Genomic DNA, 13,363 nt, shown 5'->3' on the forward strand with positions numbered 1-13,363 from the left:
TCAGGCCGCTGAGCCGGAGCCCCCGGTCAGCTTCCTCATCTTCCTTCTCACCTGTGGCCCGTATGCTGGGGCCATGCCCAAACGTCCGCTGTCCGTTGTCTGGCCTGCTTTGCTATGCGGCCTGACCCTGAGCGCCTGCGCGCCCACCCTCAACCTGGGCAACGTGATCGATACTTCCTCTCCCAGTCGGGCTGGACCACTCCTGGTCGGTCAGACCTGGGCCGTCAGCGGGCAACTCGCCAGTCAGAGTGTCAGTAAAACGCTGTCGGTGCCGCGCCTGGTCGAGGTGCAGAATGGCAAGGGCACCCTTAGCGTGGCCGATCAGGTGAACGCGGCCCAGGTGCAGAGCGGCGAATACCAGTACACCTCCTATACCAACAGCGACCAGCTCAAGAAGACCCGCTTCGTCTGGAACGTGGCGGCGGCGGGCGGCGGCGTGGATCAGTACGAGTGCCTGGTGCTGAACAGCGAGAGCCTGCCGCTGACCGGCGTGCTGACCTTGCAGCGTCAGAACGATTCCAATGTTCAGCGCGGCACCTGCACGGCCACGCCGACTGACCCGCCAACGCCGCCGACCACGCCCTGACCTCAGCTCAACCCACCCTCATTGCCGGGCCACGCGCCCGGTTTTTTGCGGTCAGCTCAGACTGAAGGCCACACGAAGCGCTCGTCCCACGCCTCGCCCCGGCGCAGGAAGGGTGCTTTACTGCGCAGACCATATTGATTCATGATCCTGTGCCCGCCCTTGACCGCCGCCCGCACGATCAGGCGTGGGTCCAGGTCCGTGTGGATGCGCCGCGCCGCCGCGATCTCGTCAAAAATGTTGAGCGTCTCGCCGCTCGCCACGCTGTCGGTGCCCAGGGCCACGTCCACGCCCGCCGCCACGAAGTCGGCCCAGCGAAAGGTGCCGCACTGCAAGTTGGCGTTGCTGCGCGGACAGGTCACGACATTTGCGCCCGCCTGCGCCACCGTGCGAATGTCCTCGTCCGTCACGTTGACCATATGAATCAGGGTGGGCCGGGCGTCCAGTACGCCGAGTTCAGCCAGATACGACACTGGCGTCAGCCCCGGCGTGGGAGGGCGGCCCAGCACTTCCGGCAAGGTCAGGCCCGGCGAGCTGAACTGAACCATCCGGGCAAAGCTCTCGGCCAGTGGTCCCGTGCCGCTTGCAAACAGCTCCAGCTCACTGGGGTGCTCGGCCACGTGGATTTGCAGCGGCAGGTTCTCGCGCCGGGCGAAGTCGGCCAGTAGGCGGTGCAACCTGCTTGATACGGTGTGCGTCGCATGTGGTGAGAGGCCCAGCCGCATCCCGCCGGGGCGTTCCAGCTTTCGGAAGCGGGCCACATCCTGAACAACCTGCGCGAAGGTCTGTTCGGCAGTGGTGGGGTTGGGATCAAGCACCTCCCAGTACGCCACGCCGCCCATATCGGCTTCGCTCAGCAGCCAGTCCATCACTTCCGGCGTGCCCGGCCACACGATGTCGCCCAGGGCCGCCGCGCCGCTGGCCCGCACCTGCGCCAGCCCCTTTTTCGCGCCCGCCAGTCCACGTGAGAGCCTCCCGGCGATGACCACTTCGGGAATCCACTGGAAGTACGGCAGCGCCTGAAACGCGTAGTCCGACATGTCCAGATGCGCGTGGGCGTTGACCGGGAGCGGGGCGATCACGTTCACCGTGTGGCGCGGCTCGGCCTGCGGGTACTGGGCACTCAGGGCGTCCAGCTTGCCTGCGGCGGCAATGGTCTGCCCTCCGATGACAACGGCCCCGTTTCGGATTGGCAGGCCCATGCCGGTGTACAGAATGTCCGCCTGAATCAGTTCCAGCTCGCTCATTATTCCGGCTCCGGGGTGTTGACCATCGCGGCGGCGGTGCGGGTCAGTGCGGCGAAGAGTTCGGCGGCGTCCTCGGGCTTCAGGTCGGGCGTCCGGCGCATGGCGGCGTTCATGCAACTGAGCCAGGCCCGCGCCCGCGTCGGCGTGATCTCAAATGGCAGGTGCCGCGCCCGCAGCCGGGGCGGGCCGAACTCCTGGTGGTACAGCGGTGGCCCACCCAGAAGGCCGCTCAGGAAGGCTTCCTGCTTGCGGGCCGTGAGGCTGAGATCGGCGGGGAAAATGGGAATCAGCTCGGGGTGCTGGGCCACCAGGCCGTAAAAGCGCGTGACCAGATCGTGCAAGGTGGCGGGGCCGATGCGGCTGTAGAGGGTCTCTTCCGGACTGGCGGCGAGGTGAAGGGGCGCGGTCATGGGCTGAGGCTAGCGCAGGCGGCGGCCTTCATTCATGGCGCTCAACTGCTGGCACTCGTATAACTGCCCAGTGCCCGCAACCACAGCACGCGGCAGATCACCAGCAAAATGAGCGCCACAAGCGGACTGAACAGGGCCGCCGTGCCCAGCTCGCCGCGCAGCGCCTGGGCCGGAATGGTCGTGATGAAGGCCACCGGAATTACGAAGGTCAGCACCGGGCGAATCCACAGTGGCAGCGCCTGCAAGGGGTAGCGCCCGGCGCTGAAGACGCCCTGAAACAGCTCGGTGACATTCTGGACGTTGACCAGCCAGAAGGCGGTGGTGTTGAGCATGAACCAGATGGCGTAGACCATCGTCATGGCGCTGAGATACAGCACGGCAGCCAGCAGCGCTCCGCCCAGCGTCACCGTGCCGAGTGCTGCTCCCGCCCAGACGATCAATCCCAGGCCCAGCAGCATGTCGGGCAGCCGCAGTAAATTCAGGTTGCGGGCCGAGAGCTGAAACTGCGCGTCGACCGGCTTGAGCAGCAAGAAGTCCAGCGTGCCAGTGCGGATGCCCTCCGAGAGCTGGGTCAAGTTGGGCCGCAGCCAGACGCTGATGACCCCCTCGGTGAGCGTGAAGAAGCCCACCACTATCAAGGCACTTTCCAGGTTCCAGCCGCCCAGTTCCTTGATCTCGGGACGGCTGTAAAAGAGCAGCACGCCCAGCAGTCCGGTGGCGAGGTTGGCGAAGCTGCTGAGGAGGGCAGCGACAAAATTGGCCCGGTACGCCAGTTGCACGCTCAGGCTGGCCGAGAGGTAGATGCGCAGGAGGCGGAAGAATCTCATGCGGGCCTGTGGCGGCTTATAAGAAGAGCATGTTCGCTGCGCTCACCGCTCGTCGCGAACGGACGCTCATGAGGACGCCACTCCTCAACCCCTCTGGCCGTCTTCTCTCTAAGGCGGAAGAAGGGAAACGAGAGTTTCGCTTTCCGCTCCGTCCCTTCAAAGGGAACGGCACGCGGCGGCGTGAAGGCTGGGGCCTGTAAAGTTTCGCAGGAGAGGGGGTGAGTGAGCAAGGCGGTTGCCGGTCCCCTCACGCTCCCACCGCCCCGTACTTCCTGACCCCTTTGCGCCACATCCAGACCCGCAGCAGTCCCAGACCCACTGTCCAGGTCAGCAAAATGAAGAATCCACGCAGGGCGTCGCTTAAGGTGGCCTTGCCGGTCAACAGATCGCAGGGGAGACCCAGCATGTAGGGAAACGGCGTGAAGGCGGCCACCTTCTGCACCGCCGCCGGATACAGGCTCAGCGGGGCCAGCAGTCCGCCCAGCGCGGCGTACAGCACCCAGATGAGCTCCTGAAAGTTCTCGGCGGCCTCGAACCAGAAGGCCAGCAGGCCGATGCAGTACTCCATAAAGAAGCGCAGGGTAAAGGCCAGCGGCACCAGCAGCAGGTAGACCAACCAGTGCGAGACCTGAGTCGTGTAGCTGGCTCCAGTCAGCATGGCAAAAATGACCAGCAGCACGAACATCAGCGGCAGCCGCACGATGCGCTCGGCCCAGTGCCCGACGTAGTGCATCCAGAACGGGTCAATCGGGCGCAGCAGCTTGGGGGACAAGGTTCCCTGCCGCACGTCGAAACTCAGTTCCCAGGCCACCCACACCACCAGCACCTGCGCCGTGCCCCAGGTGGCGATGAAGTAGGAGGCAAAATCGCGGGCCGTATAGCCGCCGATCTCGCCGCCCGGCGCGGAAGCGGCCTGCTGCATCCAGATCAGGCCCATGATCAGACTCAGCGTACCCGACAGCATCCAGATGACGATTTCGGCCCGGTAGACAGTCATGTGGGCAAACTGGGTCGCCATCAAGACTCTGAACTTGCGCCAGGTGTGACGCCAGCTCAGAGGGGTCATGCCAGGGCCTCAACGGGCTCGGGTTTGCGCTCGCTTCGGAACAGTTGCCCGATGACCTGCTCGATTGGCGGGTCTTCCACCGTCAGGTCGGCCACCTCAAAATGCGTCAGCAGCGCAGCGGCGCGGGCGCTGACTTCACTTCGGGGCACCGTCAGTTCCACGTCCAGGCCGTCCAGGCGGATCAGTTCGCCGTATTCTGAGAGACGGGCGGCGGTGGTCGGCTGCGAGAGTTGCAATTTCACGGTCTTGCGGGCGTCGGGGCCGGAGGTCAGGGCCGAGAGGTCGCCATCAAAGACCAGTTCGCCGCCGTCGATCACCAGAATCCGCTGGCACAGGGCCGTCACGTCGGCCATGTAGTGACTCGTCAGCATCACGGTGGCGTTGAAGCGGGCGTTGTACTCGCGCACGAATTCGCGGATGCGCTCCTGCATGTTCACGTCCAGGCCGATGGTCGGTTCGTCCAGAAAGAGAACCTTGGGGCGGTGCAGCAGCGCGGCGGCCAGCTCGCACTTCATCCGCTCACCCAGTGAGAGTTTGCGAACCTGCTTGCTGAGAATGCCCGACAGATCCAGCACCTCGTCGAACTCGCGCATGGTGGCTCTGTACTCGGTATCGCTGATCTCGTAGATCGCCTGATTGACCAGAAAGCTGTCCTGGGCGGGCAAATCCCAGATCAGTTGCTGTTTCTGGCCCATGACCAGCGTGATCTGCTTGAGGAAGGCCGTCTCGCGCTTCTGCGGGGTGTGGCCCTGCACCGTCGCCGTGCCGGAGGTCGGGTGCAGCAGCCCTGAGAGCATTTTCAAGGTGGTTGTCTTGCCTGCGCCGTTGGGGCCGAGGAAGCCCACCATCTCGCCGCCCGTCAGCTCAAAGCTAATCCCCTTGACCGCCTCCACCGTGCGCGTTTTGGGCCGCACGAAGGCGCGTAGGCTGCCCAGAAAGCCGGGTTCTTTCTCGGTGACGGTGTACGCTTTGCGGAGATGGTCAGCCCGCACGGTTACGCTGGGGTCCGAAGAGGGCGTGGGCATGTGCTTGACAGCTTAGCGGGTCGGGCTGGGGTGGGCTGTAGGCGAAATGGCTGAGCGGTGCTTCAGGTGCAAGTTCCGGTTCATGTTCCACGATGTCAGGCGCGTCGCCTTCGGGGTCAGGCGAGGTCAGGAGACGGCTGAAGCACCCGTCCGCGATCCCGCTACTCGCCGTAATTCAGCGCTGAACTGGTAGTGGGTTCAGTACGGTGGACTGGAATCCTCCCTGATTTTCCTCTGCTGACTGATCACAACATGAGCGACAAGCCGCCTCATTCTCCCAGCAAGAACTCTCCCGTGACCCTGTACAGCATCTCGGTGCTGGGAATGCTCTCAAAAGTGTGTGTGCCGTTCGGAATCGCCACGCAGTCGCAGCCGAGCGCCTGGGCGTAGCGCCTGCCCATTTCAGGCGGCACCGACGTATCGGCGTCGCCGTGAAAGACCTTCGCCTGCCCCCGGTATTGCCCGGCAGCCTTGAGCGGGTCCAGGCGCGGCATTTCCAGAAAAAATTCGCGGCCAATCGGCCAGCCGCCCTGATCCAGGATGGCGGGCGGCACATAGCCTCCCGGCAGCATCTTCAGCCACAGTTCCGGCAGTGCGGGTGCCCACAGTGCCAACCGGTGCGGCCGCACTTGCGGCGCGGTGAGGGCCGCGACCAGTCCGCCCATCGAGAAGCCCAGCAGCATGGCGCGTTCCGGGTCGATCTCCGGCAGGTCCTTGAAGTACTCGAATCCTGCGACGGCGTCCTCCACCTCGCGGCTGACGGTCATCTCGGAAAAGTCGCCTTCCGACTCGCCGCTGCCCCGGAAGTCAAAGCGCAGCGAGGCGACGCCCCGGTCGGCCAGATAGCGCGACAGCAGCGGCAGCAAACGGTGATCGCCGCCCCGGTTGCCGGTGAAGCCGTGCAAAATGACGACGCCAGGAAAGCCGTGGGCGGGTCTGGGGATGCCGTTGAGATCGGGTTCGGGCAGGTGAACCATGCCGTAGATGCGCTGGCCGCCGACTTTGAAGGAAGCGAAGGTTTCCATGCCGGGTAGTGTACTGGGCCTCGGGCCGAGGTTAGAGACGCTCTGCCCGCAGCACCTTGAAACCGCTTTCCCGCACCACTTCCTCCACCTTTGCCCAGCCTGTCAGCAGTTTCTCGTAGGGCAGAAAGTCGTTGGCGACGAAGTAGGCCACGCCGCCAGGGTTCAAGCGCCGCCGGGCCGTGTTCAGAAACTCGGCGGCCACGTCCAGCACGACGCCGCGCCCTACATGAAAGGGTGGGTTGGACAGAATCAGGTCAAAGGTGCGCTCGCCCAGATCCGCGTCCACGTCGCTGTGAATCACCTCGCCCATGAGCTGGTTGGCCGCCAGCGTCTGCTCGGCGCTGCGGACGCTGCTCAAATCGGCGTCGGCCAGGGTCGCCGTGCCGCCGCGCCTGGCCGCCCAGGCCCCGATCAGGCCCGCGCCGCAGCCGAGGTCGAGCACCGTTTTGCCCGACACGTCCAGATCGTTCAGTGTCCGCAGCAGCAGCGCCGTCGCCCTGTCAGCCTTGCCCGCGCTGAAGACGCCTGGCAGCGCCACCACCTTCAGGCCCTCGTGTTCGTAGGTTTCGGCTTCCGGCTGGGGCGGGGTCGGGCCGGGGCGGCGCACCAGCCTGGCGACCCGCATGCCGCCGTCGCGGGCGATGGTCTCGCCGCTGCCGAAGGCTGCGCCTGCTGCCCGCACGTAGCGGTCAAAGCCCTTGTCCCGGTCTCCGGCCAGGTACAGGACGCCGCCCGGCGGGGTGCAGGCGTGCGCCCAGCTGACCTGGGCCTGGGCGTAGGCGTTGCCCCGGTCTCCGGCCAGAATCAGCGTGACGGTGGGAGCGCGCTCCAGGGGGTCGCCGGGAATGACCGCCGCCGACTCGAGCCCAGCCGCTTTCAGCACCGCCAGCGCCGGGGCCGATCCCTCTGCGGCCCGCAGGCCCACGCCCGGCAAGCTGGCAAGCAGGCCACCCAGTGCCGTCAGGTCCAGCACCTCACCCTTGACCCGCGCTTTCAGCAGGGTTTCGGCCAGGAGTGCCTGGGCGTCGTCGATGCCGGAAGCGCCGCGCACGCCGGGTTTGGTCAGCGCCTTCAGGCGTGCCAGACGCGGCGGCAGCACAGCGGGAACGACCTTGAAATACAGTTCCTGGGCCTCAGTTGGCGAGGTGGCGGCGCGGCGCAGTTTGAGTTGCGGTCCGGGTTTGCTGGTTTTGCTTTTGGTTGAAGCTCTGGGTCGGGTCGGGCCGGTCATGGGCCGAGTGTAAGGGATGCCGGGCGGTGCGGGCTGAGGGTCTTCGCTTACAGCCCGAATTCGGAGGGATTGAGCTTGAGGGCGTAGATGATGTCGCGCATGATCATCTGCTCCTTCTCGTCGAAGTCGCCGTCGGCATTGGCGATCACCACCGCGAGTTGCACCACTGCGCGCGCCTCCTCGGGCTTCTTAGCGGCCTTGCCGATCACCTGAATCAGCTCGATCTTGCCGAAATCGAAATCCTGGGTCACCTTGTCGCAGTAGTCGTCGTACTTGCTGCGGAGTTTGCCCACGTCAAATGACTTGAGCTTGTCGCTGCTGGTGATGAAGGCGGCGGTGCGGCTGCGCTCCTGGGTGTCGATCTTGCCGTCGGCGGCGGCGATCAGAGCGCAGGCGGCCATGCTGGCGTCGGCGAAGGTGGCGTTGTTGAAGCGGGCAAAGCCTTCCTGCCCGGCGGTCAGGCCCTGGTTGGCAAGTGTCTTGAGCTGATCGAGAAATCCCATCTTGAGTCTCCTTGTGCGGCGCGGTGAGAAGCGAAACCGGCAAGCGCCTTGGCCCTGCCGGTCTGCATTGTCGCTCAGTCTGAATGAGGAGCTGGGCGGCTTAGCGCTCCAGCTCGGTGCGTGCCCGTTCCCAGTCGCTGACTTTGGTGATCTGGGCCAGATCGTCCTCGCTCAGGGTCAGGTCCACCGTGCCCAGCAGTTCCTGAAGCTGCGCCACGCTGTTGGCTCCGATGATCGGCGCGGTCATGGCGGGCTGGGCCAGCATCCAGGCCAGCGCCACCTGGGCGGGCTTGGCGGCGTGGGCGTCGGCGACGGTCTGCAAGGTTTCGATGATGTCGAAATTCTCATCGGTAAGGCGCTGGGCCGCGCCGCCTGCCCGAACGCTCTCGGGCATCGGCTGGCCCCGGCGGTACTTGCCGGTCAGCAGGCCGCCGCCCAGCGGACTCCAGGGAATGACCCCGAGGCCGTACTCCACGGCCACCCGCTGCAATTCGCGCTCGAAGTTGGCCCGGGTGGGCGAGAGGAGGCTGTATTCCGGCTGAACGCTGACGAACGCTTCCAGCCCCTTGCGGTCGCTCGTCCACAGCGCCTGCATCAGCCGCCAAGCGCTGAAGTTCGAGCAGCCGATGTAGCGCACGTAGCCACGGCGCACCAGTTCGGTGAAGGCCGAGAGCGTTTCCTCGATGGGGGTCTGCGAATCGATCCAGTGGGCCTGGTACAGATCGATATGGTCAACTTGCAAGCGTCTCAGACTATCCTCGCAAGCCTTGAGAATCCAGCGGCGGGACAACCCCTCACGCTGGTGTACGCTGCCGCGCCCCTGATCGTTGTCCATTCCGCCCATCGCGCCGCGCACCTTGGTTGCCACCACGATGTCGTCCCGGTTGCCGCGAGCCTTCATCCAGCGCCCGATGATCTCCTCGGAGACGCCGCCGGGATTGCCGGGCGTCCAGGTGGTGTAGATGTCGGCAGTGTCCAGAAAATTGCCGCCCGCCGCGTGGTAGGCGTCCATGATCTCGAAGGCAGCGTCCTCGCCCGCGCTCCAGCCGAACTGCATGGTGCCCAGGCCGAGGGGAAAGAGATGCAGGCCGCTGCGGCCCAGTTGACGGTAGGTGGTCGTGGTCATGGTGTTGCCTCCTTGAAATAAAACCAGATTGTGAACGTTCACAGTGTCGGGGCAACGCTTCCGGCCTTTGGGAAGCTGTGCGGGTTTGTGGCCGATTGATAAAGGCTGATTCTGAGGCCATCAGTCTAGAGGCTGGTGGACAGCCTATCCAAGGATGGGCCTGAGTTTAGTCAGTAACAGAACGCAGGCGGCGACGAAGTGGAAGCCGATCAAGGTCGAGGACAGCCGTTCCAGATCACGCCCCAATCGACGAAAGCGCGACAACCACGCCAGCGAACGTTCCACCACCCATCGTTTCGGCAGCAAGACAAATCCCCGTGAAGCGTCCGGACGCTTCACGACGATCAACTCAATATTGCTTTTGCGCGCCGCATTCTGCGCTTGTTCTCCGGTGTAGCCCTGATCGGCAAATACGACCTCCAGCATCCCACCTGTGAGCTCCTGGGCGCTGTGACACAGCGCCTCTACCTGCGCGCGATCCTGTTCGTTGGCCGGCGACGTGGTCAAGGTCAACAGGTGACCCAGCGTATCCACCGCCAGATGGACCTTGGTACCCTTGCGCTTCTTCGCTCCATCGAACCCGGCACGGTGACCACTTTCCGGGGTGCTTTGCAACGTGCGGCTGTCGATGATGATCGCCGTCGGCTCGCCGGCACGTTGCTGTTGAACGCGACTGAGCATCCGTCAGTCGTGTACGGCGTTCTCAAAGCACCCCGCTTCGAACCACCGCTTCGCCTGACTGCGGACCACTTCTGCTGGTGGAAGATCGTGCGGCAGAAATGCCCATTGCGCCCCCGTTCGACTCATCCACAACAACGCATTCAAGACCTCTCGCAGCGGAAATTTCCGCTGCGGGGCATCCTCAGGGGTTAAGGCCAGGTACGGCAATAAAAAGTGGTACGTCTCGTCATCTACATCACTTGGGTACGCACGGCGATCCATCCGTCCAGTTTGCCAGCGACAAAATCATCCCGTCAAACTTCGATTCCCTCTCAACCAGCCTCTAGAGCTTGTGACAGGGCGTCACGGGTCCGTTTGGGCTGGCCGGGAGGCCCGGCAGGTTTCAAACTGCCGGAGTGTTCGGGCCGGACTTGCAAGCCGCTTTAACGCAGCGTCTGACCCGACCTGCCTGACCCGATCCGCGCGGCCTTCACCACTTCCCGCCCATCAAGCCCCAGGCCGCCGCTGTCGCCAGCGCGGTGATGACCCAGAACCGGACCGTGACCTGGGTTTCCTTCCAGCCGCTGAGTTCGAAGTGATGCTGAATCGGACTCATCTTAAAAACGCGCCTGCCGGTGGTCTTGAACGAGGCGACCTGAATGATGACGCTCAGCACCGCGACCACCGGGATGATCGCCGCCACCGGCAGCAGCCAGGGATCGCCGTAGAGGACGTAGACGCCCGCCGCCACCGCGCCGATGGCGTGGCTGCCCATGTCGCCCATGAAGACGCGGGCTGGGTGGGCGTTGTACCACATGAAGCCCAGCACCGCCCCGACCAGCAGCAGCGCAGCGGGCGAGACGCCCAGAAACGGCAGCAGCACGATCAGGCTGACCCCGCCGAGCAGTCCGTCGAGCCCGTCGGTGAAGTTGAAGGCATTGACGGCGGCCACCATCACCAGCGTGATCAGCACCACGTCCCACACTGGCCCGAAGCTCCGGACCAGCAGGTGTGACGCGAGTGGCGCAGCAAAATAGGCGAAGACCGCCCCGACGATCAGTTGCAGCGGAAACTTCTCGCGGGCCAGCAGTTCCTTCTTGCCGCCCACCATCCGCCAGCGAATCTTGAGAAAATCGTCGACAAAGCCGATCAGGCCCATGAAGGTGGCCGAGAGCACGATCATGATCTCGCGGGTGCGGTTGCTGCCTTCCAGCGGGTTGATCAGAAAATAGATGAGCCACATCGCCAGGAAGGCCAGCACGAAGGCCACGCCGCCCGCCGTGGGGGTGCCTTCCTTTTTCAGATGGGTTTGCGGCCCTTCTTTGCGAACCGGCTGGCCCCAGCCGCGCAGCTTGGAGACGTGAATGAACAGGCCCAGAAAGAACCACGAGAGCAGCGCCGTGAGAATCATGCAGGCTCCGGTGCAGAGAGAATGGAAGCATTTGAATGTTCAGACACAATGGGGGCAGAGTAGCACGGTGGTTTTTGGGCCGGTCTGGTAGAGGGTGTCAGGGCCGCACTTCCCGCAGATCGCTCAGAAAGACTCTCAGTTGCCCCGCCGCGCTCAGGGTCACGATGCGCCCGCCCACCGTGCCGATCAGGCCGGGGCCATGCGGCAGGCTTGTCACCGTCTTGCCCGCGCCGTCCAGGCGTTCCAGCGCCGCGCCTGTGAGTCGGTAGAGGCCCGCGTCCGTCTGCACGGTGGGCACGTTGGCGGTGGCCGCGCCGCGCCCCGGTAGGCTGTAGAGGTACGACTGCGCTCCGGCACTCAGCAGCGTGGGCGGACTGCCGGGTCGGTACAGATTGCCGCCGACCAGGGCGTATTCCTCGCCGTCGCCGCCGGTCAGCACTGCTGCCGGAAAGCCCAGCAGGCCGTCCGCCGCGCTGCCGGAATAGGTCACGGCGCTGCCGTCTTGCAAATACACCCGCTGGTGACTGAGCCGCACCGCCCGGCCCACCACCTGCGTCTCGGGCGGCCCGTCGAGGGTCACGATGAGTCCCGCGTCGGGCAAGGCTCCCCAGGCCACGCTGCCCACCCAGGCGGCGGCCACGGCGGGCGTCGGCAGTGGGGCAGGCTGCACCCGGAAGCTGGGCGCGCGCGCCACGAAAGCTTTGCCGCCCGCCACCCAGGTCACGCCCGCGTCGGTGAAGTCGGCCTGGAAGGGCAGGGCATTGGTATTCGCCTGGGTTCGCTGAATCTGGGCAGGAGCGCAGGCACTCAGCAGGCCCAGCAGCGCCAGGGAGTAGAGGCGCTTCATTCGCCTTCCCAGCTCAGCAGGGCGTCCACCACGCTCTCCAGGCCCACGCCTTCCTGCAAGCGCTTTTCCGGTGTCCACGAGATGCCCCGGCTGGCCTTGACCAGCACCACGTCGCCGCTTTGCAGTTCGGGGCGCAGGGCTTCGAGGAGCTCCGGCACTGTGCGGTAAGCGTGTTCGCCCAGCAGTGCGGCGAACAGGCCGACGCCGTAGGTCACATCGGCGTGCTGGCGAGCAGACCCACCGATTTCAGCGTGCATGGTCTGCTCGTCCTCGCCGAGTTCCAGCATCCGGCCCAGCACGCTGATCTTGCGCCCTCCATACGCGCCCAGCGATGCCAGCGCGGCTCTGACACTCAGCGGCGAGGCGTTGTAGGTGTCGTCGATGATGGTGAAGCGCCCCGGCAGCACCCGGTAGCGGCCCCCCGGCACCCGAACGGCGGTGAGGCGCTCGGCGGCGGCTGACACATCAAGTCCGGCCTGCCCGGCCAGCGCCAGGCCCAGTACGGCGGCCTCGGCCTGCACCTGTGAGGCCAGCGGCAGGTGGACCTCCACGCCCGCGAACCGGAACGACGCGCCCGCTGCGCCGACTTTGAGCTGCTGTCCCGCGTGGGTCGCCGTGCCGAAGCCGTAGGTGTCCACGCCGGGAAACCAAGCGGCAGCCTGCTCTGAGACGAGTGTGCGCGGCGCTTCCAGAATGACGCCCTTCTCGCGGGCCACGCCGTCCAGACTACCGAGTGCTTCCAGGTGTGCCGCGCCGATACTGGTGACGATGCCCACATCGGGCCGCACCAGATCGACGAGTTCGCGCATTTCACCCACGCGGTCAATGCCCATTTCGACCACCAGCGGCTGAGGCGAGCGGCCAAACTCCAGCAGAAAGCAGGCGATGGCCGGGAGGGTGTTGAACACCGGCATGAAGTGGGCTTCCAGTGCGGCTGCGGCGTAGCTCTTGGCGGTGGTCTTGCCCACCGAGCCGGTGATGCCGACGACCAGCGGGTTGTTTGCCCGCTCCTGTCTGGCCCAGGCGAACAGCGCTTGGCGGGCGTCCGCGACCCGCACGGCGCGCGGCACATCCAGGTCGGTCAGGACGAAGGGTGCGCCGCGCGAGAGCGCCTGCTCCGCGAAAGCGTTGCCGTGCATCTGTTCGCCGGGCAGGGCCACGAACGCCGTGTCGGGGTCAGCCTGGCGCGAGTCCCAGGTGAGGCGCTGGGCGGGCCTGGCCCCGGTGTGAACGGCGGCGGCAAACGGCAGATCGGTGAGCTGGAGCATGGCTAGGAGTATAGGCAGGGCGGGAAGTGGGAAGCGCTTTTGCCCGGTAACGCGGGCGAGGGGTCCGTCTGTTGGGTGTGGTCGGTAAATGCTGGGGCGAAGGCTACTTTCACCAGCGCTAGAGTATTTGTCAT

Annotated in this window: 13 protein-coding genes and 1 pseudogene; 1 reads left to right on the forward strand and 13 read right to left on the reverse strand. The window is 65.3% G+C overall.

Features of this window, described 5'->3' with window-relative positions:
• Nucleotides 1–73 precede the first annotated feature (73 nt).
• Nucleotides 74–586, forward strand: a complete 513-nt coding sequence (locus tag N0D28_RS09080; RefSeq protein WP_260559213.1) for a hypothetical protein — start codon at nt 74–76, stop codon at nt 584–586.
• 56 nt (nt 587–642) lie between these two features.
• On the opposite strand, the gene N0D28_RS09085 is transcribed toward N0D28_RS09080, so the two are convergent.
• The 13 genes and pseudogenes from N0D28_RS09085 to murF all read right to left on the reverse strand — a co-directional run bounded on the left by N0D28_RS09085 (nt 643) and on the right by murF (nt 13,229).
• On the reverse strand, nt 643–1,830 hold the full coding sequence (locus tag N0D28_RS09085; protein WP_260559214.1) for an amidohydrolase family protein: 1,188 nt from the start codon (nt 1,828–1,830) through the stop codon (nt 643–645).
• Nucleotides 1,830–2,240 (reverse strand): globin domain-containing protein, encoded by a 411-nt coding sequence (locus tag N0D28_RS09090; protein WP_260559215.1) that lies wholly within the window; start codon nt 2,238–2,240, stop codon nt 1,830–1,832. The genes N0D28_RS09085 and N0D28_RS09090 overlap by 1 nt, the downstream gene beginning before the upstream one ends.
• A gap of 41 nt (nt 2,241–2,281) precedes the next feature.
• Nucleotides 2,282–3,067 (reverse strand): ABC transporter permease, encoded by a 786-nt coding sequence (locus tag N0D28_RS09095; RefSeq protein WP_260559216.1) that lies wholly within the window; start codon nt 3,065–3,067, stop codon nt 2,282–2,284.
• Nucleotides 3,068–3,314: 247 nt separating this feature from the next.
• Nucleotides 3,315–4,133 carry an ABC transporter permease gene (locus tag N0D28_RS09100; protein ID WP_260559217.1) on the reverse strand — a complete coding sequence of 273 codons (819 nt, stop codon included), beginning with the start codon at nt 4,131–4,133 and terminating at the stop codon, nt 3,315–3,317.
• Nucleotides 4,130–5,158 carry an ABC transporter ATP-binding protein gene (locus N0D28_RS09105; RefSeq protein ID WP_260559218.1) on the reverse strand — a complete coding sequence of 343 codons (1,029 nt, stop codon included), beginning with the start codon at nt 5,156–5,158 and terminating at the stop codon, nt 4,130–4,132. The genes N0D28_RS09100 and N0D28_RS09105 overlap by 4 nt, the downstream gene beginning before the upstream one ends.
• Before the next feature lie 269 nt (nt 5,159–5,427).
• The gene (locus N0D28_RS09110; RefSeq protein WP_260559219.1) at nt 5,428–6,183 is read right to left on the reverse strand and encodes an alpha/beta hydrolase family protein; all 756 of its coding nucleotides are present in this window, start codon (nt 6,181–6,183) and stop codon (nt 5,428–5,430) included.
• A 31-nt stretch (nt 6,184–6,214) separates the two neighbouring features.
• The gene (locus N0D28_RS09115; RefSeq protein ID WP_260559220.1) at nt 6,215–7,414 is read right to left on the reverse strand and encodes a class I SAM-dependent methyltransferase; all 1,200 of its coding nucleotides are present in this window, start codon (nt 7,412–7,414) and stop codon (nt 6,215–6,217) included.
• 47 nt (nt 7,415–7,461) lie between these two features.
• Entirely contained in the window at nt 7,462–7,917 is a 456-nt protein-coding gene (locus tag N0D28_RS09120) for a tellurite resistance TerB family protein (protein WP_260559221.1), read from the reverse strand.
• A gap of 100 nt (nt 7,918–8,017) precedes the next feature.
• Nucleotides 8,018–9,043 (reverse strand): aldo/keto reductase, encoded by a 1,026-nt coding sequence (locus N0D28_RS09125; protein WP_260559222.1) that lies wholly within the window; start codon nt 9,041–9,043, stop codon nt 8,018–8,020.
• A gap of 144 nt (nt 9,044–9,187) precedes the next feature.
• Nucleotides 9,188–9,985, reverse strand: a pseudogene (locus N0D28_RS09130) (IS5 family transposase).
• A 208-nt stretch (nt 9,986–10,193) separates the two neighbouring features.
• On the reverse strand, nt 10,194–11,114 hold the full coding sequence (locus N0D28_RS09135; protein WP_260559223.1) for a phospho-N-acetylmuramoyl-pentapeptide-transferase: 921 nt from the start codon (nt 11,112–11,114) through the stop codon (nt 10,194–10,196).
• 97 nt (nt 11,115–11,211) lie between these two features.
• On the reverse strand, nt 11,212–11,961 hold the full coding sequence (locus tag N0D28_RS09140) for a hypothetical protein (protein ID WP_260559224.1): 750 nt from the start codon (nt 11,959–11,961) through the stop codon (nt 11,212–11,214).
• Nucleotides 11,958–13,229 (reverse strand): UDP-N-acetylmuramoyl-tripeptide--D-alanyl-D-alanine ligase, encoded by a 1,272-nt coding sequence (gene murF, locus N0D28_RS09145; protein ID WP_260559225.1) that lies wholly within the window; start codon nt 13,227–13,229, stop codon nt 11,958–11,960. The genes N0D28_RS09140 and murF overlap by 4 nt, the downstream gene beginning before the upstream one ends.
• Nucleotides 13,230–13,363: the final 134 nt, after the last annotated feature.

Origin of the sequence: Deinococcus rubellus (assembly GCF_025244745.1) — a bacterium.
GTDB lineage: Bacteria > Deinococcota > Deinococci > Deinococcales > Deinococcaceae > Deinococcus > Deinococcus rubellus.

Coding starts and splice junctions, on each gene's coding strand:
- N0D28_RS09090 (WP_260559215.1), bottom strand. CDS start 2,240: ATGACCGCGCCCCTTCACCTCGCCGCCAGTCCGGAAGAGACCCTCTAC.
- N0D28_RS09110 (WP_260559219.1), bottom strand. CDS start 6,183: ATGGAAACCTTCGCTTCCTTCAAAGTCGGCGGCCAGCGCATCTACGGC.
- N0D28_RS09085 (WP_260559214.1), bottom strand. CDS start 1,830: ATGAGCGAGCTGGAACTGATTCAGGCGGACATTCTGTACACCGGCATG.
- N0D28_RS09140 (WP_260559224.1), bottom strand. CDS start 11,961: ATGAAGCGCCTCTACTCCCTGGCGCTGCTGGGCCTGCTGAGTGCCTGC.
- N0D28_RS09100 (WP_260559217.1), bottom strand. CDS start 4,133: ATGACCCCTCTGAGCTGGCGTCACACCTGGCGCAAGTTCAGAGTCTTG.
- N0D28_RS09125 (WP_260559222.1), bottom strand. CDS start 9,043: ATGACCACGACCACCTACCGTCAACTGGGCCGCAGCGGCCTGCATCTC.
- murF (WP_260559225.1), bottom strand. CDS start 13,229: ATGCTCCAGCTCACCGATCTGCCGTTTGCCGCCGCCGTTCACACCGGG.
- N0D28_RS09135 (WP_260559223.1), bottom strand. CDS start 11,114: ATGATTCTCACGGCGCTGCTCTCGTGGTTCTTTCTGGGCCTGTTCATT.
- N0D28_RS09080 (WP_260559213.1), top strand. CDS start 74: ATGCCCAAACGTCCGCTGTCCGTTGTCTGGCCTGCTTTGCTATGCGGC.
- N0D28_RS09105 (WP_260559218.1), bottom strand. CDS start 5,158: ATGCCCACGCCCTCTTCGGACCCCAGCGTAACCGTGCGGGCTGACCAT.
- N0D28_RS09095 (WP_260559216.1), bottom strand. CDS start 3,067: ATGAGATTCTTCCGCCTCCTGCGCATCTACCTCTCGGCCAGCCTGAGC.
- N0D28_RS09115 (WP_260559220.1), bottom strand. CDS start 7,414: ATGACCGGCCCGACCCGACCCAGAGCTTCAACCAAAAGCAAAACCAGC.
- N0D28_RS09120 (WP_260559221.1), bottom strand. CDS start 7,917: ATGGGATTTCTCGATCAGCTCAAGACACTTGCCAACCAGGGCCTGACC.